Origin of the sequence: Desulfosporosinus acididurans, from assembly GCF_001029285.1 — a bacterium.
GTDB classification, from domain to species: Bacteria; Bacillota; Desulfitobacteriia; order Desulfitobacteriales; family Desulfitobacteriaceae; genus Desulfosporosinus; species Desulfosporosinus acididurans.
Genome location: NZ_LDZY01000002.1, coordinates 266,838 through 288,209 on the forward strand (window position 1 = coordinate 266,838; position 21,372 = coordinate 288,209).

The window sequence follows — 21,372 nt, forward strand, 5'->3', positions numbered from 1 at the left end:
TGGGAGGGTTTAGCCCGCATAACCACAAGGAGGTAAAAGAATGGCTAAGGTTGGAAAAAGATATCAAGAGGCCGTAAAGACCTTTGATCGCACAGGATATTTCGAACCCCTTGAAGCATTAACGCTCGTGAAGGCTAATGCCAAAGCAAAATTCGATGAGACGATCGAAGTTGCTTTTAAATTAGGAATTGACACTCGTCATGCAGACCAACAAATTCGCGGTGCTCTTGTGCTCCCTAATGGAACAGGAAAAACTCGTTCTGTTTTGGTTTTCGCCAAGGGAGACAAAGCGAAAGAGGCAGAAGCTGCTGGCGCAGATTTTGTGGGCGCTGAAGACATGATCGCGAAGATTGATCAAGGATGGTTCGGATTTGATGTCGTAGTAGCTACTCCGGATATGATGGGAATGGTCGGTAGATTAGGCCGTGTACTTGGACCTAAAGGCTTAATGCCGAACCCTAAGACAGGAACCGTTACCCCGGATGTAACTCGTGCCATCAAGGAAATCAAAGCTGGTAAGATTGAATATCGTGCCGAAAAGGCTGGAATTATCCATGCTCCCATTGGCAAGGCATCTTTCAGTGCAGAGCAGCTGTTAGAGAACTATCGTACGTTAGGGGAAACCATCGCTAAAGCAAAACCTGCTGCTGCTAAAGGTCAATATATCCGCAGCATAACGGTTAGTTCGACTATGGGCCCTGGCGTAAGAATCAATCCGGTTAAGGCTCTCTAAAGTTCTCTTGACAGTATTCTACAATGAGGGTACACTTATCAGGAATTAAATATCCGCTGTAGATAGCAGGTGCCGTTAGGCTTAATTTCCTGCCGAGGTTGGAAAACGTGCCGAAAGATATACTTGGCATTCTTAACCTCTGCAGCTGCGGAGGTTTTTTGCTGAGTTGCCCTATAGGAAGGAGGTACACAGAATGCCTAATATCGAGGAAAAAAGCCAGGTTGTCTCAGAGATTAAAGAGAAGTTTCAACAATCTTCAGGGGTTGTTTTAGCTGATTACCGCGGGCTAACAGTAGCTCAGGTGACCCAATTACGGGCACAGCTTCGTCAAGCTGGCGTGGAGTATAAGGTGTTGAAAAACACCCTTGTACGACGAGCGGCTCAAGAAGTAGGTGTCGAAGGGCTTGAGTCCTATTTAGAAGGACCAACAGCGCTTGCTTTCAGCAATGATCCTGTTGCACCTGCTAAAATCTTATTGGACTTTGCCAAAGCAAATAAGCTTAAGAGCTTTGCCATTAAAGCTGGAGTTTTAGAGGGCAAAGTTATCGGACCTGACGGCGTTAAAAATCTTGCCGATCTTCCGTCGCGGGAAGTACTGCTGGCCATGGTTCTGCGCGGTATGCAAGCGCCTTTGGCAGGTATGGCCAATGTTCTTCAAGGGCCTATTCGCAAAATGGGTTACGCTCTCGAAGAAGTGCGTAAGCTTAAAGAAGCTCAATAATATTAATGACAGAAACATAAAATGTTTCATAGTTTAAGGAGGAAATAAAACATGTCTAAAGTTAATGAAATTCTCGAAGCAGTTAAAGGTTTAACTGTCCTCGAACTCTCTGAACTCGTTAAAGCTTTTGAAACCGAATTCGGTGTCAGTGCTGCAGCTCCTGTAGCTGTAGCAGCTGTTGGCGGAGCGGCAGCACCTGCAGGTGAAGCAGCTGAAGAAAAAACTGAATTTGATGTTATCCTCACCAACTGCGGTGCATCAAAGATCAATGTTATTAAAGTTGTTCGCGAAGTAACTGGTTTGGGCTTAAAAGAAGCTAAAGATCTCGTAGATAATGCTCCGAAACCTATTAAAGAAAAGGTCGCTAAAGACGAAGCTGAAGCTGTAAAAACTAAATTAACTGAAGCTGGCGCAACTGTCGAAGTTAAATAGTTTAGAGAATATAAGAAGGTGCTCTCTAAGTAGAGAGTGCCTTCTTTAATTACAGGCAGGCTATCTTTCCTGGCGCAAATACATTTATCCTACTTAGGGAACCGAAAATGTCCATGTATGTTTATGTTATCAGACCTCCGTGCCGCAAAGCGGCAATCCTTTACTGCCAACGCCATTATTAGTGTCATATCTTCATTATTTATTCTTCTAACTCTGAAGATTTTCTTGACACTGTACGATGAATTTGGTATAATTTATAACTGTTACTATACATAGGTGAAGGTATTTGCTCGATTCTTCCATGCTATGGCAATTACTAGAAAGCATTGGATAATAAGGAGATAGTAGTTTGGAATTGTCACGATGATGCGGAATACCATAGATAGTTAAGCGAGGTTTTATTTAAAGGCCTTGCTTTTGGCTGTTTATGTCAATATATTATACCTCAATGAGAGAAATGCGCACTGAGGGGTGAAGCGTTAATGTTCTATCCTGTTAAGGTCGGGGTACGGGAGCGCTGGAGTTATTCCAGAATCCGGGAAGTCCTTGACATGCCAAATCTAATTGAAATCCAGCAGAACTCCTATCGTTGGTTTCTTGATGAAGGATTGCGCGATATGTTTCGCGATATTTCTCCGATTCAAGACTTCACGGGCAATCTAGTTTTGGAATTTATTGATTACAGCTTAGGAGAACCCAAGTACCAGGTTGAGGAGTGTAAAGAGCGAGATGTAACTTTTGCGGCTCCTCTACGGGTAAAAGTACGCCTTATTAACAAAGAAACCGGGGAAGTTAAGGAACAGGAAGTCTTCATGGGTGATTTCCCGCTAATGACAGACAAAGGCACCTTTATTATTAATGGTGCTGAGCGTGTTATTGTTAGTCAGCTTGTTCGTTCACCTGGTGTTTACTATGCGGAACAAATTGATCCGAGTGGTAAGAAACTTTATGGGGCTACAGTGATTCCAAACCGTGGAGCGTGGTTGGAATTCGAATCGGATATTAATGATAATATTTTTGTAAGAGTTGATCGTACACGTAAGCTTCCGGGCACGGTACTCATCCGGGCCTTGGGATATTCCAGCAATGGACAAATTCTGGAATTGTTCAATGATAACGAATACATTCGTGCTACCCTGGAAAGAGACAATTCGGAATCTACCGAAGAAGCTCTCGTTGAAATCTATAAACGATTACGGCCAGGAGAACCTCCAACTGTCGACAGTGCCCGCTCGCTGTTAGAAGCCTTATTTTTTGATGCTAAGCGTTACGATCTGGCAAAGGTTGGCCGCTACAAGCTTAATAAGAAGTTAGGTTTAGACATTCCCATGGAGGTTCGTCATCTGACCCGCGGGGATATCGTGGCGAGTATACAACGAATGTTAGACCTGATGGAAGGCGGAGGATTTAAGGATGACATTGACCACTTAGGAAATCGCCGCTTGCGTTCAGTAGGAGAATTGCTCCAAAATCAATTTCGTATTGGTTTATCGCGAATGGAACGTGTTGTCCGTGAACGAATGACTATTCAGGACGTCGAAGTCATAACTCCACAAGTTTTAATAAATATCCGTCCTGTTGTGGCGGCTATTAAGGAATTCTTCGGCAGCAGCCAATTGTCGCAGTTCATGGATCAAACGAATCCCTTAGCCGAGCTAACTCATAAAAGGCGTTTAAGTGCTTTGGGACCAGGTGGCTTGAGTCGTGAACGGGCCGGTTTTGAAGTTCGTGACGTTCATCACTCCCATTATGGGCGGATGTGTCCTGTAGAAACCCCTGAAGGTCCAAACATTGGCTTGATCGGTTCCTTAAGTACCTTTGCCCGTATTAATCCTTACGGTTTTATCGAGGCTCCATATCGTAAGGTGGATAAAGAAAACGGCAGAGTTCTTGATGAGATTCACTATTTAACGGCAGATGAGGAAGAAAAGTACGTTGTCGCTCAGGCTAATGCGCCTCTTGATGAAAGCGGCAATTTCCTCTTAGATAAAATTGACGGGCGGCACGGCCCCGATTTCGTGCATGTTTCACCGAGCCAAGTGGACTACATGGATGTATCTCCGAAGCAAATGGTTTCAATTGCTACCGCTTTGATTCCATTTTTGGAGCATGATGATGCTAACCGGGCACTAATGGGCTCAAACATGCAGCGTCAAGCTGTTCCCCTCTTGCGCACAGACTCTCCTTATGTGGGAACTGGGATGGAATATAAGACTGCTAAAGATTCAGGGGTTTGTGCGATCACCAAACAAGCTGGGGTTGTCGAACGGGCAACAGCGGATGAGATCGTAGTCCTTCATGACGATGGCACTACGGAACGGCATAAACTGCTTAAGTACTTGCGCTCGAACCAAGGAACATGTATTAACCAGAGACCGATCGTCAAGAAGGGCGAGAAAGTCGAGGCGAGTCAGATCATTGCTGACGGACCCTCCACCGACTATGGTGAACTTGCTTTGGGACGAAATGTCTTAGTGGCCTTCATGACTTGGGAAGGGTATAACTATGAGGACGCCATTCTGATTAACGAAAAGCTTGTCCGAGAAGATTATTATACGTCAATTCATATTGAAGAATATGAATCCGACGCGCGTGATACGAAGCTAGGGCCTGAAGAAATTACTCGAGATATCCCTAACGTCGGAGAAGATGTTCTGAAGGATCTCGATGAACGTGGAATCATTCGCATTGGTGCGGAGGTTCGTCCTGGAGACATTTTAGTCGGTAAAGTTACTCCCAAGGGAGAAACGGAACTGACAGCTGAAGAACGCTTGCTGCGTGCTATTTTCGGCGAAAAGGCCCGCGAGGTCCGGGATACTTCTTTACGGGTTCCTCACGGTGAGGCCGGAAAAATTGTTGATGTCAAGGTCTTTACCCGCGAAAACGGAGATGAATTGTCACCGGGCGTTAACCAGCTGGTACGTGTCTATATTGCTCAGAAACGTAAAATCTCTGTTGGTGATAAGGTAGCAGGCCGGCATGGAAACAAAGGGGTTATTTCCCGGATTATGCGTCAGGAGGATATGCCCTTCATGCCGGATGGCACTCCGATCGAGGTTGTATTGAATCCTCTGGGCGTTCCTTCGCGGATGAATATCGGTCAGGTTTTGGAAACCCACTTAGGCTGGGCGGCCAAAGCTCTGGGTATTCGCATTGCTACTCCGGTTTTTGATGGTGCGCGGGAAGAAGATATTTTTGAAACCTTGGAGAAGGCCGGGCTTCCCAAAGACGGCAAGACGATGTTGTACGACGGACGTACGGGAGTACCTTTTGACAGTAAGATTACTGTAGGCTATATGTATGTACTGAAGCTGCACCATTTGGTTGATGATAAAATCCATGCCCGTTCGACTGGTCCGTATTCCCTGGTAACCCAACAACCCTTGGGAGGGAAAGCGCAATTCGGCGGACAGCGTTTTGGAGAAATGGAGGTTTGGGCTCTGGAAGCTTATGGAGCATCATATACTCTCCAAGAAATCCTAACCGTTAAATCTGATGATGTTGTCGGCCGCGTTAAGACCTACGAAGCTATTGTTAAAGGGGAAAATATCCCCGAACCGGGAATTCCTGAGTCCTTTAAAGTATTGATTAAAGAAATGCAGAGTTTGGGATTGGATGTTCGAGTGCTCTCCTCAGATGATCAGGAAATTGAGATTCATGATACGGATGAGGATATCGCGGAAACTGCTAAAGAACTTGGTATCGATCTGCATGAGGAACTTCCTGCTCCAGGCCCTCGTCTCGTAGAAACTGAAGATGAGGATGAAGAAGAAACCGTGGATGAAGAGGACCCTCTTGAAGATTTGAATGAAGAAGTCCTTGAAGAAGAGGAAATAGACTTTGACGATCTCAAATAGTCCCCCGGAGGAAAGGAGCGATAAGGATTGCTAGACGTCAATAACTTCGACCGTATGCGTATCGGCTTAGCTTCCCCGGATATGATCCGAGATTGGTCCTATGGAGAAGTAAAGAAGCCTGAAACCATTAACTATCGGACCTTAAAGCCGGAACGGGAAGGATTGTTTTGTGAAAAGATCTTTGGTCCGACAAGGGATTGGGAATGTCATTGCGGAAAATATAAACGGGTCCGCTACAAAGGTATTGTCTGCGATCGCTGCGGAGTTGAAGTAACTCGATCGAAGGTTCGCCGTGAGCGGATGGGGCATATTGTTCTTGCTGCTCCCGTTTCCCATATTTGGTATTTTAAAGGGATTCCAAGCCGCATGGGTCTGCTTTTAGATATGTCACCCCGAGCTTTGGAAAAAGTCCTCTATTTTGTTTCCTACATTGTTACCGAGCCTGGGGATACTTCCCTCATGAAAAAGCAACTTTTGACTGAAACGGAATATCGTGAATACCGGGAGAAGTATGGTGATCGTTTTCAAGCAAGTATGGGTGCTGAAGCCATTAAACTTCTACTCGCAGAAATGGATTTAGATAAACTTAACGATGAGCTGCGCGGAGAACTGAAAGAGGTTTCCGGGCAACGGAAAATTCGCGCTATTCGTCGCTTAGAAGTCGTTGAGGCCTTTAAGCAATCAGGTAATCGTCCGGAATGGATGATTATGGATGTGGTTCCGGTAATCCCGCCTGAACTGCGGCCTATGGTTCAATTGGACGGCGGCAGATTTGCTACTTCAGACCTTAATGACCTTTACAGACGCGTGATCAACCGTAACAATCGACTGAAGCGTCTTTTGGATTTAGGGGCTCCGGATATCATCGTTCGCAATGAGAAACGAATGCTCCAAGAAGCGGTTGACGCTCTGATTGACAATGGGCGGCGTGGACGTCCAGTGACAGGACCGGGAAACCGTCCGCTGAAGTCTCTGAGCGATATGCTGAAAGGAAAACAAGGGCGTTTCCGTCAAAACCTTTTAGGAAAACGCGTAGACTATTCAGGACGTTCCGTTATTGTAGTTGGGCCAAACCTTAAATTGCATCAATGCGGCCTTCCTAAGGAAATGGCCTTAGAACTCTTTAAACCCTTTGTTATGAAGAAGCTAGTTAATGAAGGGCATGCCCATAATATAAAAAGCGCTAAACGAATGGTTGAACGCGTACGTCCGGAAGTTTGGGACGTTTTGGAGGAGGTTATTACCGATCATCCGGTCCTCTTGAATCGTGCTCCGACCCTTCACCGTTTGGGAATTCAGGCCTTTGAGCCTAGCTTGGTTGAAGGACGTGCCTTACAGATCCACCCACTCGTCTGCACAGCCTATAATGCTGACTTCGACGGAGACCAAATGGCTGTTCACGTCCCATTGTCTGCAGAAGCTCAGTCCGAAGCACGTTTGTTAATGTTGGCCTCTCATAACATCTTAAATCCTAAGGATGGCCGGCCCGTACAAACTCCTACCCAGGATATGGTCTTAGGCTCCTATTATTTGACGATGGAACGACCGGGGGCTTTTGGTGAAGGAAAGATATTCAAAGACTTCGATGAAGCAGTTTTAGCCTATGATTCGGGTGAAGTTCATTTACAAGCGAAGATTCAGGTTCGCCGTGATGATGGACTTTTAGAGACAACAGTCGGTCGTCTGATCTTTAATTCTGTAATCCCTAAAGAGATCGGCTACTTCAATGAAGTTGTCGGCAAAAAGGGTCTAGGTGAGATTGTGGCCAAGACCTACAGAATTGCCGGATATGAAGCAACCGCCGCATTGCTGGACGGACTAAAAAGTCAAGGATTTAAGTTTTCGACCCGTGCAGGGATGACTGTTGGTCTAATGGATATCACCGTTCCTGAAGCGAAAACGGAAATTCTCTCCAACGCCGACCAGGCCGTTGCCAAAACCGAATTGCAGTATCGCCGAGGTTTAATTACCGATGAAGAGCGTTATAATTTAGTTATTGATACTTGGGCTAAAGCGACTAAGACGGTCACCGATGCTTTGATGGAAAGCTTAAATCAGTTCAATCCTGTCTATATGATGGCAACTTCGGGAGCACGGGGTAATATTCAACAGCTCCGGCAGCTGGCCGGAATGCGGGGCCTTATGGCTGATCCGTCCGGACGTACCATTGAGTTGCCGATTAAGGCGAATTTCCGTGAAGGATTGACGGTTTTAGAATACTTCATCTCCTCCCACGGTGCTCGAAAAGGTTTGGCTGACACAGCTCTAAGGACGGCAGACTCAGGATATCTGACCCGTCGTCTAGTCGATGTTTCTCAAGATGTCATTGTACGTGAAGAGGACTGCGGAACAACGACTGGTATTATTGTGGAAGACATCAAGGATGGTCCGGAAATCATTGAGTCCTTGGAAGAACGACTCGTGGGCCGTTTCGTGCTGGAAGATTTATATCATCCTACAACAGGAAAACTTCTTGCTTCTCCAGATAAGGAGATGACGGAAGAACAAGCGAAAGAAATAGCTTCCGTGTTTGATTCCGTCGTTATTCGTTCCGTTCTGGCCTGTACTTCACGTTTTGGAGTTTGCAAGAAATGCTATGGACGAAACTTAGCTACAGGACGTCCGGTTGAAATGGGCGAAGCAGTAGGGATTATCGCAGCGCAGTCCATCGGTGAACCAGGTACTCAGCTGACTATGCGGACATTCCATACCGGAGGTGTAGCCGGTGACGATATTACTCAAGGTCTTCCGCGGGTAGAAGAGCTTTTCGAAGCCCGTAAACCGAAAGGCCAAGCGATAATATCTGAAGTCAAAGGAAAAGTAGCGGTCAGTGAAGTTAAGGGACGCAGAGAAGTGGAGATCACTACCGAATCCGATGAACATGTAACTTATACAATACCTTATGGATCACGCCTCAGAGTTCGGGACGGGCAGATTGTTGAAGCAGGGGATGAACTGACAGAAGGAAGTATTAACCCCCACGATATGCTGAAGGTAAAGGGTCTGAGAGGGGTACAGGTTTATCTCGTGGGTGAAGTTCAGCGTGTTTATCGCCTTCAAGGGGTTGACATTAATGATAAACATATTGAAGTCATGGTTCGCCAGATGCTTCGTAAGGTGAAGATAGATGATGCTGGAGACACAAGCCTGCTTCCAGGTGGTCTCATAGATATATTTGATTTCCAAGATGAAAATGCTAAAGCGATTGCCAATGGAGGAGAACCGGCTGTTGCTCATGCCGTTTTGCTGGGAATTACCAAGGCTTCTTTGGCGACAGACTCTTTCCTGTCTGCGGCTTCCTTCCAAGAAACGACTCGTGTCCTCACAGAGGCAGCGATTAAAGGAAAGGTGGATCCTCTCCTGGGACTCAAAGAGAACGTCATCATCGGCAAGCTCATTCCTGCAGGTACGGGAATGGCTCGTTACCGCAATATCAAAACCTCTGAAACAAATCTGGTTTGAAAATATTGACACGTTTGAATGCAAATGCTAAACTACTATAGTGTGTGCTAAGGGAGGAAAGCATATTGCTGCTTGATGAAACCTTTAAACAGGCTAAAAACAAAACCGTTGGCTTAAAGCAGACTCAGCGCGCCTTGGAAAAAGGACTGGTTCAGCGCGTATATCTAGCTAAAGATGCGGATTCCCACGTTTTGCGTCCGCTGGTTGAATGGTGCCGCTCTCATAATGTTGAACGTCTTGAGGTGCCTACAATGAAGGAACTTGGCAAAGCATGCGGGATTGAAGTAGGAACGGCCGTAGCGGCTGTTTTGAAGGACTGAATGATTCACTGCTGGTTTTGGAATTGCTTGCTAAATGCTGAAGCAAGCAATTCCTTGTATATTGATTTGATCAGAAAGGAGGTAAAGTCATGCCGACAATTAACCAACTCATTCGCAAAGGTCGTACTTCAGTTGAGAAAAAGTCGACAGCTCCGGCATTACAGTGGGGCTATAATTCTTTAAAACGTAAGCAATTCCCGTCTGGAGGCTCCTCACAAAAGAGAGGGGTGTGCACAAGGGTTTATACCACCACTCCTAAAAAGCCTAACTCTGCCCTTCGTAAGGTTGCTCGTGTACGTTTGACAAATCAACTGGAAGTTACTGCATATATTCCGGGTATTGGTCACAATCTGCAAGAGCACTCCGTGGTTCTTCTCCGTGGAGGTCGTGTTAAGGATCTGCCTGGCGTACGTTATCACGTGATTCGCGGCGCCCTTGATACAACGGCAGTGCAAAAACGTGCACAAGGCCGCTCGAAATACGGGGCAAAACGTCCGAAAAAAGCTTAATTATGCCTTAGAGTGCTTGAGTACGCTATAAAGGAGGGAAAAAACTAATGCCACGTAAGGGATATATTGCGAAACGAGAAGTTCTGCCTGATCCAATTTATAAAAATCAGACAGTAAATAAGTTCATAAACCAGATTATGTTAGACGGCAAGAAGGGGACGGCAGAGGCTATTTGCTACAGTGCTTTTGATATGATTCAGGAGAAAGCCGGCAAAGATCCGCTGGAAGTTTTCAATAATGCTATGAAAAACGTAATGCCCGTTTTAGAAGTTAAGGCCCGTCGTGTCGGTGGAGCCAACTATCAAGTTCCTATCGAAGTACGTGCAGAACGTCGTTCGACTCTCGCTCTCCGCTGGATTGTGTCCATGGCTCGTAAGCGGGGCGAGAAAACGATGCAGGAGAAAATTGCTGCCGAGTTGCTCGATGCCGCTAATAATACCGGCGGTTCTGTCAAAAAGAAGGAAGATATGCATAAAATGGCTGAAGCGAATAAAGCTTTTGCGCATTACAAATGGTAGTTTGAGGCACACTGATTTTGACAGAAAGGGGGAATCGCAGTGGCAAGACAAAACTCACTTGAAAATACGCGTAATATTGGGATTATGGCCCATATTGATGCTGGTAAAACGACGGTGACGGAACGTATTCTATTCTATACAGGACGCGTGCACAAAATTGGTGAAGTACATGATGGCGCAGCAACAATGGACTGGATGGTTCAGGAACAAGAACGCGGTATCACAATTACTTCAGCAGCAACAACCTGTCAATGGAGAAATAATAGAATTAACATCATTGACACACCAGGGCACGTGGATTTCACCGTAGAAGTTGAACGTTCTCTGCGGGTGCTTGATGGCGCTGTAGCAGTATTCTGCTCAGTCGGTGGAGTTGAACCGCAGTCTGAAACCGTCTGGCGTCAAGCGGACAAATACAAAGTTCCGCGTATTGCATATATTAATAAAATGGACCGGATGGGAGCCGACTTCTTCCGTGGTGTTTCCATGATCGCGGACAGATTGGGCGCTAAGCCTGTACCAATTCAAGTGCCTATCGGAGTGGAAGACAACTTTAAAGGTGTCGTGGACTTGGTAACAATGACGGCGATCATTTACACGGATGACTTGGGTACAACTGCAGAGCATAACGCGATTCCTGAAGATTTGCAGGAAATATCGAATAAGTATCGCGAGAAGCTTGTTGAAGCAGTAGCAGAGACTGACGAAGAACTCATGATGAAATATCTCGAAGGCGAAGAATTGACGGAAGATGAAATACGTAACGGCATCCGCAAAGGAGTTATCAGCAATACCTTTATTCCGGTATTGTGCGGTTCCGCTTTTAAGAATAAAGGGGTTCAACCTCTTTTGGATGCAGTAGTAGACTATATGCCGTCACCTTTGGATGTTCCCCCCATTAAAGGGGTTAATCCGGATACAGGCGAAGAGGATCATCGAACAGCATCTGATGAAGAACCATTTTCCGCCTTGGCGTTTAAGATCATGGCAGACCCCTTTGTCGGGAAACTGGCTTTCTTCCGAGTTTATTCCGGTGTGCTGAGTGCAGGTTCCTATGTCTTCAACTCAACGAAAGGCAAGAAGGAACGCATTGGACGTATTCTTCAAATGCACGCTAACCACCGTGAAGATATTCCTGAGGTTCGTTCAGGAGATATCGCTGCCGCAGTCGGTTTGAAAGAAACGACGACCGGAGATACTCTATGTGACGAAAAAATACCGATTATTCTTGAAAAAATGGTCTTCCCTGAACCGGTTATTGATGTCGCTATTGAGCCGAAAACAAAAGCCGACCAGGAAAAAATGGGCGGCGCGCTTTCGCGTTTGGCTGAAGAAGATCCGACGTTCAGAATGCGTACAGACGTTGAGACAGGGCAAACAATTATTGCCGGAATGGGCGAGCTCCATCTGGAGATTATTGTTGACCGTCTGCAGCGTGAATTTAAGGTTCAATGTGATGTTGGACGTCCGCAGGTTGCTTATAAGGAAACCATCCGCAAAACAGTTAAAGCTGAAGGTAAATTTGTAAGGCAGTCGGGCGGCCGTGGACAATATGGACACTGCTGGGTTGAATTTCAACCGTTGGAACCAGGATCTGGCTTTGAATTTGTCAACAAGATCGTCGGAGGGGTTATTCCTCGCGAATATATCAACCCGATTGGCGATGGTATCGAAGAAGCTATGCAAAATGGTATCCTTGCAGGATATCCTGCTCTCGATATCCGGGCTACTGTCGTTGACGGTTCCTATCACGATGTTGACTCTTCAGAAATGGCCTTTAAGATTGCCGGTTCTATGGCTTTCAAAGCCGGTGCCCTAAAAGCTGATCCGGTAATTTTGGAACCTGTAATGAAAGTTGAAGTAACGGTTCCTGAGGAATATATGGGCGATGTTATCGGTGATATCAGCTCTCGCCGCGGACGGATTGAAGGTATGGAAGCCCGCGGAAATTCCCAGGTTGTTCGCGGTTTTGTTCCTCTTGCCGAAATGTTTGGCTATTCGACTGATTTGCGTTCAGCCACTCAAGGCCGCGGTGTTTACGTGATGCAATTTGACCATTACGAAGAAGTTCCCAAGACCATCGCTGATGGAATTATTGCTAAACGACAAGGTTCGTAAGCGAGGTTTGAAGTCTGAGGCTGCGATTCAAGACGATAAGTTATGATCGCAACCTCGGCACCTCACTGAATTATAAAATCCCTGAAATAATTTAAAGGAGTGAAAAACATGGGAAAAGCAAAATATGAACGTACAAAACCACACGTTAACGTTGGAACCATCGGTCACGTAGACCACGGTAAAACTACTACTACTGCTGCAATCACAATTGTTCTTTCTAAAGTCGGCGGTGCTATTGCAACTGCCTTTGACCAAATTGACAAGGCTCCAGAAGAGCGCGAACGTGGTATTACCATTTCCACAGCTCACGTTGAGTATGAGACCGAAACTCGTCACTATGCTCACGTTGACTGCCCAGGGCACGCTGACTATGTTAAGAACATGATCACCGGTGCTGCTCAAATGGACGGCGCAATTCTCGTTGTATCAGCTGCTGACGGCCCGATGCCGCAAACTCGTGAACACATCCTCTTGGCTCGCCAAGTTGGTGTTCCCAGCATTGTTGTTTGGCTTAACAAAGCTGATATGGTTGATGACGCTGAACTCTTAGAGCTTGTTGAAATGGAAATCCGTGAACTTTTAAGTTCGTATGAATTTGATGGTGACAACATTCCCATCATTCCCGGTTCCGGACTCAAAGCTCTTCAATGCGGCTGCGGAAAACGTGAGTGTGAGTGGTGTGGTAAGATATGGAATCTTATGGATGCCGTTGATTCCTACATTCCTACTCCAGAACGCGATACTGATAAACCGTTCTTAATGCCTGTCGAGGACGTATTCACGATTACTGGTCGTGGTACTGTTGCTACTGGCCGTGTTGAGCGTGGTGCAGTTAAAGTCGGAGACGAAGTTGAGATCGTTGGCTTAAGCGCAGCTGCTCGTAAGACAGTTGTAACCGGTGTTGAAATGTTCCGCAAACTCTTAGACCAAGCTCAAGCCGGTGATAATATCGGTGCGCTTCTTCGTGGTGTTGAGCGTAAAGACATTGAACGCGGTCAAGTTTTGGCTAAAACAGGTTCCATCAAGCCTCACACCAAATTTTCCGGTGAGGTTTACATCCTGAATAAAGAAGAAGGCGGACGTCATACTCCTTTCTTTAACAACTATCGTCCCCAATTCTATTTCCGTACAACGGATGTAACCGGTGTTATCAACCTTCCTGAAGGAACTGAAATGGTTATGCCTGGAGACCGTGTAACGATTGACGTTGAGCTCATCACCCCAATCGCTATGGAAGAAGGACTTCGTTTCGCTATCCGTGAAGGCGGACGTACCGTTGGATCAGGAATCGTTGCTAAGATTTACGCTTAATTATTGTTTGCAAAGAATTAGAATTAGAGAGGAAGGAATTCTTCCTCTCTAATTGTGAAGGTCAGGTGAAGGAACGTCGATAGTGTGAGTTATACTCGCCTATCTGATTTCCGGCATCTGATCTCTGATATCTGGCATGGTGCAAAAGGTTGCTGGGTAGGTGACTCCGCTTGTCTGGGGAATTTTTGCGCTCGACCCGTGTAACGGGAATTAAGGAGGTAGAAGAAACAATGAGTCAAAAGATTAGAATTCGCTTAAAAGCTTTCGATCACAAAACTTTAGATCAATCTGCAGAACGTATTGTAGACACAGCAAAACGTACCGGAGCTCAGGTCAGTGGCCCGATTCCGCTCCCGACGGAGAAGAATGTTTACACGATCTTGCGTTCACCCCACGTTAATAAAGATTCAAGGGAACAATTTGAGATGCGGACCCATAAACGTTTAATCGATATTCTTGAACCAACCTCAAAAACTGTCGACGCTTTAATGCGTTTGGATCTGCCTGCAGGTGTGGACATTGAAATAAAGCTTTAATTAAAGCTTTAAAATCATAAGTTTTTGTAGCTTAATGAAAAAACTTATGATATAATAGGATGTGCTTGTCGCGAGAAACACCCGGTAGCGTGTAGAAATTCGCGGTAAGATAAATAAGGCGGCGCTCTCGTGCACCAGAGTATTCTGGCGCACTTCAAAGCGTCTAGGAGGTGGCATTCGTGTCAAAAGGAATTCTAGGTAAGAAAATAGGAATGACCCAAGTCTTCACCAGTGAAGGTAAAGTTATTCCGGTCACAGTCGTGGAAGCAGGTCCCTGCCCGGTGGTTCAAAAGAAAACGGTTGCCTCAGACGGATATAATGCTATCCAATTGGGTTTTTCCGTACTTCGTGAAAGCCTGGCGAACAAGCCTCGCCAAGGACATTTTCAAAAGGCAAATTTAAAGCCTATGCGTTATGTCCGCGAATTTAAGGTTAATGACATTGATAATTATGAAATTGGTCAAGAAGTCAATGCGGACCTTTTTACAGTCGGCGATAAAGTGGATGTTGTTGGCATTTCAAGAGGTAAAGGTTTTCAAGGTATGATTAAGCGCAATGGTGCCAGTCGCGGACCGATGGCTCATGGATCAAAGTATCATCGCCGTTCAGGTTCCCTTGGCGCGAAGGGCCCGGCTCGAGTATTTAAAGGTCGTGTTTTGCCAGGCCGAATGGGTGGCGAACGTGTAACTGTACAAAACTTGGAGGTTATCCGAGTTGACTTAGATAAAAATTTGATCTTGATCAAAGGGGCTGTTCCAGGAGCGAAAAAATCATTGCTCATTCTGAAGCCTTCTGTCAAGGCGAACAAAGCGAAGTAGCACTGAGAAAGGAGGAATAAGCAATGCCTAAAGTTCAAGTAGTAAATATGCAAGGCGCACCTGTTGGTGAAATTGAACTTAGTGATAATGTCTTTGGAATAGTACCGAATGTTCCGGTTCTTCATTCAGCCGTAGTTTCCCAATTGGCTTCTCTTCGACAAGGAACACAATCTGCTCTGCTGCGTGGTGAAGTGCGCGGAGGCGGCCGTAAACCTTGGCGTCAAAAAGGAACTGGCCGTGCGCGTTCTGGTAGCTCACGCTCCCCGGTATGGAGAGGCGGCGGTGTTATATTCGCACCGAAACCACGGAAATATGGATTTAAATTACCGAAGAAAGTTCGACGATTGGCTTTGCATTCGGCGCTCTCTTCGAAGGTTATAGAACAGCAACTCATCATTTTGGACGATTTGAACCTCTCGGAAGTGAAGACTCGTGAAATCGTCAAACTTCTTAAAGCCCTTCAGGTTAACAAGAAGGCTATGATTGTTACAGATGAGGTTGACGAAGCGGTATCCCGTTCGGCTCGCAACATCGAGGGTGTAATTTCAATGGATGTTGCCGGAATGAATGTTTTGGATTTACTCAATCATGATGTCTTAGTAATGACCAAGGCTGCCGTATCAAAAACAGAGGAGGTGTTTGCGTAATGCGCGACGCACGTGAGGTCCTCAAAAGCCCGGTTATTTCTGAAAAATCCGTAGGCCTTGTAGAGGAAAACAAATACTCCTTCTGGGTTAATCCGGCTGCCAATAAAATTGAAATTAAAGCCGCAGTGGAAAAAATGTTCAAAGTTTCAGTGGTTGAAATTCGCACGATCAACGTTCGTGGAAAAATGAAACGGGTTGGCAAGTATGCCGGTAAAACCCCGAATCGTAAAAAAGCGATTGCTACGCTTAAAGCTGGAGATAGAATCGAAAACTTCGCAGGCCTGTAAGCAGCTTAAAGCAAAGGAGGAAAGAAACCTATGGCACTGAAGTCATTTAAACCAACTTCAGCTAGTCGACGTCAAATGACTGTATCGACGTTTGAAGAAATTACTAGAACTGAGCCGGAACGTTCCTTGTTAAAGCCGTTGCGCAAGAAGGCCGGTCGCAATAGCGAAGGTCATTTAAGCGTTCGCCACAAAGGCGGCGGACATAAAAGAATGTATCGCGAAATTGATTTCAAACGAAATAAAGATGGTATTCCAGCTCGGGTAGCTAGTATTGAATATGATCCTAATCGATCTGCCAATATTGCCTTACTCAATTACAGAGATGGGTTCAAAGCCTATATTCTTGCCCCCAATGGATTGGAAATCGATCAAATGATCGTATCCGGACCTGAGGCAGATATTAAAGTGGGAAATACATTACCACTGAAAAATATACCGGTTGGTACTTTATTGCATAACATTGAGATGAAACCCGGCAAGGGAGCCCAAATGGTTCGAACTGCCGGAGCTGCGGCTCAATTAATGGCTAAAGAAGGCGCTTATGCCACTCTACGTCTCCCTTCTGGAGAAATGCGCATGATTCGGCTCGAATGCCGAGCTACCATTGGCCAAGTTGGGAATTTGGACCACGAAAACATTAACATTGGTAAAGCTGGACGATCGCGCTGGTTGGGAATACGCCCGACGGTCCGTGGTTCTGTTATGAACCCATGTGATCACCCTCACGGTGGTGGTGAAGGTCGTAACTCGATCGGTCGTAACCCTGTTACACCTTGGGGAAAACCAGCCCTTGGTGCCAAGACTCGGAAGAAAAAGAATTTGTCGAATCGCTTTATTGTGAAACGGCGCAGTAAGTAGTCGAAAGGAGGCCCATGAATGAGCAGATCTGTAAAAAAAGGACCTTTCGTCGAAGCTCGTCTCCTCGCACGTGTTGACGCGATGAACGAATCCGGTGACAAGCGCGTTGTCAAGACATGGTCCAGACGCTCAACAATATTTCCTCAAATGATTGGTTTTACTATTGCAGTTCATGATGGACGGAAACATGTTCCTATCTATATTACCGAAGATATGGTAGGGCATAAACTTGGCGAGTTCGCGCCGACTCGCACCTATAAGGGTCATGCTGGCAGTGAAAAGTCCAGCGGTCTACGATAAATCGAGAGGAGGCTAAAGACACATGCAAGCAAAAGCAGTGGCAAAATATGTACGTATCTCTCCTCGTAAGGTGCGCCAAGTTGTAAATTTGATCCGCGGCAAAAAGGTTAGTGATGCGTTCGCCATTCTTCAATTTACTGCTAAGGGATCAAGTGCTGATGTAACAAAGGTTCTCAAATCAGCAGTTGCAAATGCAGAGCATAATTATGACATGGATACGGATGAACTTATAATCACTCAAATTTGTGTGGACGAAGGACCGACTTTAAAACGCATTAAGCCAAGAGCTATGGGACGTGCTGACCAAATCCGCAAACGGACAAGTCACATTACCGTTGTTGTCGGCGAGAAGAAGGAGGACTAAAACTGTGGGTCAAAAGGTTAATCCCAAAGGCCTCCGCATCGGGATAATCCGTGATTGGGAAAGCCGATGGTATGCAGATAAAAACTACGTAGAACTTCTTCACGAAGACTTAAAAATTCGTGAATTCGTTAAAAATAAGCTTAAACAAGCTGGCTGTCCCAAAGTTGAGATTGAACGTGCGGCAAGCCGTATTAAGATATCAGTTTATGCTGCTAAACCGGGGATTGTCATCGGTCGCGGCGGTGCAGAAGTCGAAAATTTAAGGAAGCAGCTCGAAGCCATGACTGGCAAGCAAGTTGCAGTTAACATCGTTGAAATTAAAAAGCCTGAGTTGGATTCGCAATTAGTTGCCGAAAATATCGCCCAACAACTGGAAAAACGCGTATCCTTCCGTCGTGCCATGAAACAAACGGTCGGCAGGACCATGCGTCAAGGTTCATTGGGAATTAAAATTCAATGCAGCGGCCGTCTGGCTGGAGCCGAAATTGCCCGAACAGAATGGTATCATGAAGGTAAAGTGCCCCTTCATACCTTACGTGCTGATATTGACTACGGTTTTGCCGAAGCTAATACTACGTACGGTAAAATTGGTATCAAAGTTTGGATTTATAAAGGTGAGGTTCTTCCAGCGAAGAAGGTCGTCGCTCAGGTGGAAGGAGGAAACTAAATGTTAGTCCCAACCAGAGTGAAACATAGAAAACAGCATCGTGGTCGCTTGACTGGTAAGGCAACTCGAGGTACCACGATTACTTTTGGTCAATACGGTCTCGTAGCCCTGGAAAGCGGCTGGATTACTAATCGTCAGATTGAAGCCGCACGTATTGCTATGACTCGATATATTAAACGGGGCGGTCAAGTATGGATAAAGATTTTCCCAGATAAGCCAATTACGGCTAAACCGGCTGAAACTCGTATGGGCAGTGGTAAAGGTTCCCCGGAATATTGGGTAGCCGTTGTCAAACCAGGTCGTGTCATGTTTGAACTCGATGGTGTTGCTGAGGAAGTCGCTCGCGAAGCTCTTCGTTTAGCAATGCACAAACTCCCGATCAAATGTAAGATCGCTTCCCGTGCAGATTTACTAGGAGGTGACGCAAATGAAAACTAAGGATATCCGTGATCTGACAGATGATGAAGTCGTTAAGCAGATTGATGATTACAAAACCGAACTGTTTAATTTGCGTTTCCAGTTGGCAACGGGACAACTTGATAACCCGATGCGAATCCGTGAAATCCGCAAAGGAATTGCTCGTGGCAAGACGATTTTGCGCGAACGTGAATTAAAGATTGAACGTTCTTAAGTTGAGAAAGGAGGCTTTTTAGCGTGGAAAGAGCCCAGCGTAAAGTTCGGATTGGCAAAGTAGTCAGTGACAAGATGGATAAAACTATTGTTGTCTCTGTAGAAATTACTGAAAGCCACCCTCTATATAAAAAGACATTTACTCGCACAAAGAAATTTAAAGCTCATGACGAGAATAATGAAGCTCATATCGGTGACACTGTTACAATCATGGAAACTCGCCGTTTAAGCAAGGATAAATGCTGGCGCATGGTTAAAGTTCTGGAAAGGGCTATTGCGCTCTAATCAATTGATATTTAGTTCGGAAGGGGGTCAAAGGGAATGATCCAGGTACAAACCAGGCTTCGGGTTGGAGACAACTCTGGTGCAAAAGAATTGATGTGTATTCGGGTGCTCGGGGGCTCAATGCGTCGGTATGCATCAATTGGAGATATTATTGTAGCTTCTGTTAAAGAGGCAACGCCAGGGGGCGTTGTTAAAAAAGGTGACGTCGTTAAGGCAGTTGTTGTCCGCACAAAGAAGGAAATTCGGCGTCCCGACGGTTCATATATCCGTTTCAGCGAGAATGCTGCCGTCATTATCAGAGATGACAAGAGTCCTCGTGGAACACGTATTTTTGGACCTGTTGCACGTGAACTGCGTGATAATTATATGAAAATTATTTCCCTGGCACCGGAAGTTATCTAAGACCCCATGACAGATGGAGGTGAAGAAAGTGACTGCTACTAAGCATAAAGTACAACCTAATAAACTACACGTTAAAAAAGGCGACTATGTCATGGTCATCAGCGGTAAAGATGCCGGTAAAAAAGGTAAAGTAATCGAAGTATTCCCGAAAAAGGGCCGCGTTGTCGTTGAAAAGACTAATATTGTTAAACGTCATACAAAACCCTCTCAAGCGATGCCTCAAGGCGGCATTATTTCCAAGGAAGCTCCGATGGCCAGTTCCAACGTTATGCTATATTGCCAAGAGTGTAATTCCGTGACTCGTGTAAGTTTCAAGTTGACGGATAACGGAAAAGTTCGCGTCTGCAAGCATTGCGGAGTGAATCTTCCAGATAAACACTAATCGCGAAAGGAGGGACCCCAGTGGCTCGTCTAAAAGACAGATACATTAGTGAAATTGCTCCTGCGCTGCAGCAGAAGTTTGCTTATAAAAATGTTATGCAAATCCCTAAACTTGAAAAGATTGTGGTCAACATGGGTGTGGGAGAAGCTGTTCAAAACTCCAAAGCGATTGATTCTGCTGTAGGAGATCTGATGATTATTACAGGGCAAAAACCTATTGTGACCAGAGCAAAAAAATCGATTGCAGCTTTTAAACTTCGTGAAGGTATGCCTATCGGATGCAAGGTAACTCTTCGCGGTGAAAGAATGTATGAATTTATGGATCGCCTTTTAAGTGTGGCATTACCCCGCGTTCGTGACTTCCATGGAATTTCAGGTAAGGCGTTTGACGGACGAGGAAACTACACTTTAGGGATCAAGGAGCAATTGATTTTCCCAGAAATTGAGTATGACAAGATCGATAAGCTCCGTGGTATGGATGTAGTTTTCGTAACGACGGCAAAGACCGACGAAGAAGCGCGAGAGTTGCTTCGCGGATTCGGAATGCCGTATCGTGATTAAAGAAAGGGAGGTTCAAGAGCGTGGCTAAAACATCGATGGTTGTCCGCCAAAATCGCGGGCAAAAGTTCGCCGTACGTTCGCATAACCGTTGTAAGCTTTGTGGACGTCCCCATGCTTATATTCGGAAGTTTGGTATATGCCGGGTTTGCTTCCGGGAGTTGGCTCACAAAGGTGAACTTCCCGGGGTCACGAAGGCCAGTTGGTAATACTATTGTAAGGAAGGGGGACGACTGAAGTGTCAATGTCAGATCCGATTGCAGATTTTCTAACACGTATCCGCAACGCTGGGATGGTTTATCACGACAAAGTTGAGGTACCATCATCTCGGATTAAACGAGAACTTGCGGAGTTGCTTAAAGCCGAAGGCTACATTAAAGACGTTGAGTACATTGCGGACGATAAACAAGGTGTTATCCGGATGTATTTGAAATATGGTCCCAATCGTGAACGCGTTATCACTGGACTTAAGCGAATAAGCCGTCCAGGATTGCGTGTCTATGCGAAAAAGGATGAAATTCCCAAAGTTCTCGGAGGCCTCGGAGTTGCCATTATTTCAACTTCAAAGGGGATTATGACGGATAGAAAAGCCCGTAAAGAGGGTCTTGGAGGAGAAGTAATCTCCTATATTTGGTAATTATCGCAATGGGAGGTGCAG

At 45.6% G+C, this 21,372-nt stretch carries 26 protein-coding genes and 1 other annotated feature; all 26 genes read left to right on the forward strand.

Going from position 1 to position 21,372, the window contains the following annotated elements; translation table 11 throughout:
* The first annotated feature begins 40 nt into the window (after positions 1 to 40).
* The 26 genes from rplA to rpsH all read left to right on the forward strand — a co-directional run bounded on the left by rplA (position 41) and on the right by rpsH (position 21,351).
* Complete coding sequence (gene rplA, locus DEAC_RS03340) at positions 41 to 733, forward strand: 50S ribosomal protein L1 (protein WP_047808617.1); 693 nt, start codon at positions 41 to 43, stop codon at positions 731 to 733.
* 38 nt (positions 734 to 771) lie between these two features.
* Positions 772 to 902, forward strand: a sequence feature (ribosomal protein L10 leader region).
* Between the two features lie 24 nt (positions 903 to 926).
* Positions 927 to 1,454 (forward strand): 50S ribosomal protein L10, encoded by a 528-nt coding sequence (gene rplJ, locus DEAC_RS03345; protein ID WP_047808618.1) that lies wholly within the window; start codon positions 927 to 929, stop codon positions 1,452 to 1,454.
* Positions 1,455 to 1,505: 51 nt separating this feature from the next.
* Positions 1,506 to 1,886: a 50S ribosomal protein L7/L12 gene (rplL, locus tag DEAC_RS03350; RefSeq protein ID WP_047808619.1), complete on the forward strand. Its 381-nt coding sequence runs from the start codon at positions 1,506 to 1,508 to the stop codon at positions 1,884 to 1,886.
* 482 nt (positions 1,887 to 2,368) lie between these two features.
* On the forward strand, positions 2,369 to 5,743 hold the full coding sequence (rpoB, locus tag DEAC_RS03355) for a DNA-directed RNA polymerase subunit beta (protein ID WP_047808620.1): 3,375 nt from the start codon (positions 2,369 to 2,371) through the stop codon (positions 5,741 to 5,743).
* Positions 5,744 to 5,770: 27 nt separating this feature from the next.
* Complete coding sequence (rpoC, locus tag DEAC_RS03360) at positions 5,771 to 9,205, forward strand: DNA-directed RNA polymerase subunit beta' (protein WP_047808621.1); 3,435 nt, start codon at positions 5,771 to 5,773, stop codon at positions 9,203 to 9,205.
* 68 nt (positions 9,206 to 9,273) lie between these two features.
* Complete coding sequence (locus tag DEAC_RS03365) at positions 9,274 to 9,525, forward strand: ribosomal L7Ae/L30e/S12e/Gadd45 family protein (RefSeq protein ID WP_047808748.1); 252 nt, start codon at positions 9,274 to 9,276, stop codon at positions 9,523 to 9,525.
* Between the two features lie 89 nt (positions 9,526 to 9,614).
* Complete coding sequence (rpsL, locus tag DEAC_RS03370) at positions 9,615 to 10,034, forward strand: 30S ribosomal protein S12 (protein WP_047808622.1); 420 nt, start codon at positions 9,615 to 9,617, stop codon at positions 10,032 to 10,034.
* A 47-nt stretch (positions 10,035 to 10,081) separates the two neighbouring features.
* Positions 10,082 to 10,552, forward strand: a complete 471-nt coding sequence (gene rpsG, locus DEAC_RS03375) for a 30S ribosomal protein S7 (RefSeq protein WP_047808623.1) — start codon at positions 10,082 to 10,084, stop codon at positions 10,550 to 10,552.
* A gap of 39 nt (positions 10,553 to 10,591) precedes the next feature.
* A complete protein-coding gene (gene fusA, locus DEAC_RS03380) occupies positions 10,592 to 12,670 on the forward strand; it encodes an elongation factor G (RefSeq protein ID WP_047808624.1) in 2,079 nt (692 codons plus the stop codon).
* 108 nt (positions 12,671 to 12,778) lie between these two features.
* Positions 12,779 to 13,981, forward strand: a complete 1,203-nt coding sequence (gene tuf / locus DEAC_RS03385) for an elongation factor Tu (RefSeq protein ID WP_047808625.1) — start codon at positions 12,779 to 12,781, stop codon at positions 13,979 to 13,981.
* 230 nt (positions 13,982 to 14,211) lie between these two features.
* Positions 14,212 to 14,517: a 30S ribosomal protein S10 gene (gene rpsJ / locus DEAC_RS03390; protein WP_047808626.1), complete on the forward strand. Its 306-nt coding sequence runs from the start codon at positions 14,212 to 14,214 to the stop codon at positions 14,515 to 14,517.
* A gap of 179 nt (positions 14,518 to 14,696) precedes the next feature.
* Positions 14,697 to 15,335 (forward strand): 50S ribosomal protein L3, encoded by a 639-nt coding sequence (gene rplC / locus DEAC_RS03395; RefSeq protein ID WP_047808627.1) that lies wholly within the window; start codon positions 14,697 to 14,699, stop codon positions 15,333 to 15,335.
* Between the two features lie 23 nt (positions 15,336 to 15,358).
* Positions 15,359 to 15,982, forward strand: a complete 624-nt coding sequence (rplD, locus tag DEAC_RS03400) for a 50S ribosomal protein L4 (RefSeq protein ID WP_047808628.1) — start codon at positions 15,359 to 15,361, stop codon at positions 15,980 to 15,982.
* The gene (locus DEAC_RS03405) at positions 15,982 to 16,269 is read left to right on the forward strand and encodes a 50S ribosomal protein L23 (protein WP_047808629.1); all 288 of its coding nucleotides are present in this window, start codon (positions 15,982 to 15,984) and stop codon (positions 16,267 to 16,269) included. The genes rplD and DEAC_RS03405 overlap by 1 nt, the downstream gene beginning before the upstream one ends.
* Positions 16,270 to 16,299: 30 nt before the next feature.
* Complete coding sequence (gene rplB, locus DEAC_RS03410; protein ID WP_047808630.1) at positions 16,300 to 17,127, forward strand: 50S ribosomal protein L2; 828 nt, start codon at positions 16,300 to 16,302, stop codon at positions 17,125 to 17,127.
* A gap of 18 nt (positions 17,128 to 17,145) precedes the next feature.
* Positions 17,146 to 17,427 carry a 30S ribosomal protein S19 gene (rpsS, locus tag DEAC_RS03415; RefSeq protein ID WP_047808631.1) on the forward strand — a complete coding sequence of 94 codons (282 nt, stop codon included), beginning with the start codon at positions 17,146 to 17,148 and terminating at the stop codon, positions 17,425 to 17,427.
* 22 nt (positions 17,428 to 17,449) lie between these two features.
* Positions 17,450 to 17,791, forward strand: coding sequence for a 50S ribosomal protein L22 (gene rplV, locus DEAC_RS03420; RefSeq protein WP_047808632.1), 342 nt, complete (start codon positions 17,450 to 17,452; stop codon positions 17,789 to 17,791).
* Positions 17,792 to 17,795: 4 nt separating this feature from the next.
* On the forward strand, positions 17,796 to 18,458 hold the full coding sequence (rpsC, locus tag DEAC_RS03425) for a 30S ribosomal protein S3 (RefSeq protein ID WP_047808633.1): 663 nt from the start codon (positions 17,796 to 17,798) through the stop codon (positions 18,456 to 18,458).
* Positions 18,459 to 18,896, forward strand: coding sequence for a 50S ribosomal protein L16 (gene rplP / locus DEAC_RS03430; RefSeq protein ID WP_014825576.1), 438 nt, complete (start codon positions 18,459 to 18,461; stop codon positions 18,894 to 18,896).
* On the forward strand, positions 18,886 to 19,089 hold the full coding sequence (gene rpmC / locus DEAC_RS03435) for a 50S ribosomal protein L29 (protein WP_047808634.1): 204 nt from the start codon (positions 18,886 to 18,888) through the stop codon (positions 19,087 to 19,089). The genes rplP and rpmC overlap by 11 nt, the downstream gene beginning before the upstream one ends.
* A gap of 23 nt (positions 19,090 to 19,112) precedes the next feature.
* Entirely contained in the window at positions 19,113 to 19,373 is a 261-nt protein-coding gene (gene rpsQ, locus DEAC_RS03440) for a 30S ribosomal protein S17 (RefSeq protein ID WP_053006266.1), read from the forward strand.
* A 36-nt stretch (positions 19,374 to 19,409) separates the two neighbouring features.
* A complete protein-coding gene (gene rplN / locus DEAC_RS03445; RefSeq protein WP_047808635.1) occupies positions 19,410 to 19,775 on the forward strand; it encodes a 50S ribosomal protein L14 in 366 nt (121 codons plus the stop codon).
* 13 nt (positions 19,776 to 19,788) lie between these two features.
* The gene (rplX, locus tag DEAC_RS03450; protein WP_047808636.1) at positions 19,789 to 20,157 is read left to right on the forward strand and encodes a 50S ribosomal protein L24; all 369 of its coding nucleotides are present in this window, start codon (positions 19,789 to 19,791) and stop codon (positions 20,155 to 20,157) included.
* A gap of 20 nt (positions 20,158 to 20,177) precedes the next feature.
* Positions 20,178 to 20,717 (forward strand): 50S ribosomal protein L5, encoded by a 540-nt coding sequence (gene rplE / locus DEAC_RS03455; RefSeq protein ID WP_047808637.1) that lies wholly within the window; start codon positions 20,178 to 20,180, stop codon positions 20,715 to 20,717.
* Positions 20,718 to 20,737: 20 nt separating this feature from the next.
* Positions 20,738 to 20,923: a type Z 30S ribosomal protein S14 gene (locus DEAC_RS03460; RefSeq protein WP_083995860.1), complete on the forward strand. Its 186-nt coding sequence runs from the start codon at positions 20,738 to 20,740 to the stop codon at positions 20,921 to 20,923.
* Positions 20,924 to 20,952: 29 nt separating this feature from the next.
* Positions 20,953 to 21,351 (forward strand): 30S ribosomal protein S8, encoded by a 399-nt coding sequence (rpsH, locus tag DEAC_RS03465; RefSeq protein ID WP_047808639.1) that lies wholly within the window; start codon positions 20,953 to 20,955, stop codon positions 21,349 to 21,351.
* The last annotated feature ends 21 nt before the right edge of the window (positions 21,352 to 21,372 follow it).

Coding starts and splice junctions, on each gene's coding strand:
- rplD (WP_047808628.1), top strand. CDS start 15,359: ATGCCTAAAGTTCAAGTAGTAAATATGCAAGGCGCACCTGTTGGTGAA.
- rplA (WP_047808617.1), top strand. CDS start 41: ATGGCTAAGGTTGGAAAAAGATATCAAGAGGCCGTAAAGACCTTTGAT.
- rpoB (WP_047808620.1), top strand. CDS start 2,369: ATGTTCTATCCTGTTAAGGTCGGGGTACGGGAGCGCTGGAGTTATTCC.
- rplV (WP_047808632.1), top strand. CDS start 17,450: ATGCAAGCAAAAGCAGTGGCAAAATATGTACGTATCTCTCCTCGTAAG.
- rplP (WP_014825576.1), top strand. CDS start 18,459: ATGTTAGTCCCAACCAGAGTGAAACATAGAAAACAGCATCGTGGTCGC.
- rpsS (WP_047808631.1), top strand. CDS start 17,146: ATGAGCAGATCTGTAAAAAAAGGACCTTTCGTCGAAGCTCGTCTCCTC.
- tuf (WP_047808625.1), top strand. CDS start 12,779: ATGGGAAAAGCAAAATATGAACGTACAAAACCACACGTTAACGTTGGA.
- rplL (WP_047808619.1), top strand. CDS start 1,506: ATGTCTAAAGTTAATGAAATTCTCGAAGCAGTTAAAGGTTTAACTGTC.
- rpsJ (WP_047808626.1), top strand. CDS start 14,212: ATGAGTCAAAAGATTAGAATTCGCTTAAAAGCTTTCGATCACAAAACT.
- rplJ (WP_047808618.1), top strand. CDS start 927: ATGCCTAATATCGAGGAAAAAAGCCAGGTTGTCTCAGAGATTAAAGAG.
- rpmC (WP_047808634.1), top strand. CDS start 18,886: ATGAAAACTAAGGATATCCGTGATCTGACAGATGATGAAGTCGTTAAG.
- rpsL (WP_047808622.1), top strand. CDS start 9,615: ATGCCGACAATTAACCAACTCATTCGCAAAGGTCGTACTTCAGTTGAG.
- rpsG (WP_047808623.1), top strand. CDS start 10,082: ATGCCACGTAAGGGATATATTGCGAAACGAGAAGTTCTGCCTGATCCA.
- DEAC_RS03405 (WP_047808629.1), top strand. CDS start 15,982: ATGCGCGACGCACGTGAGGTCCTCAAAAGCCCGGTTATTTCTGAAAAA.
- rplB (WP_047808630.1), top strand. CDS start 16,300: ATGGCACTGAAGTCATTTAAACCAACTTCAGCTAGTCGACGTCAAATG.
- rplN (WP_047808635.1), top strand. CDS start 19,410: ATGATCCAGGTACAAACCAGGCTTCGGGTTGGAGACAACTCTGGTGCA.
- rplX (WP_047808636.1), top strand. CDS start 19,789: ATGGAGGTGAAGAAAGTGACTGCTACTAAGCATAAAGTACAACCTAAT.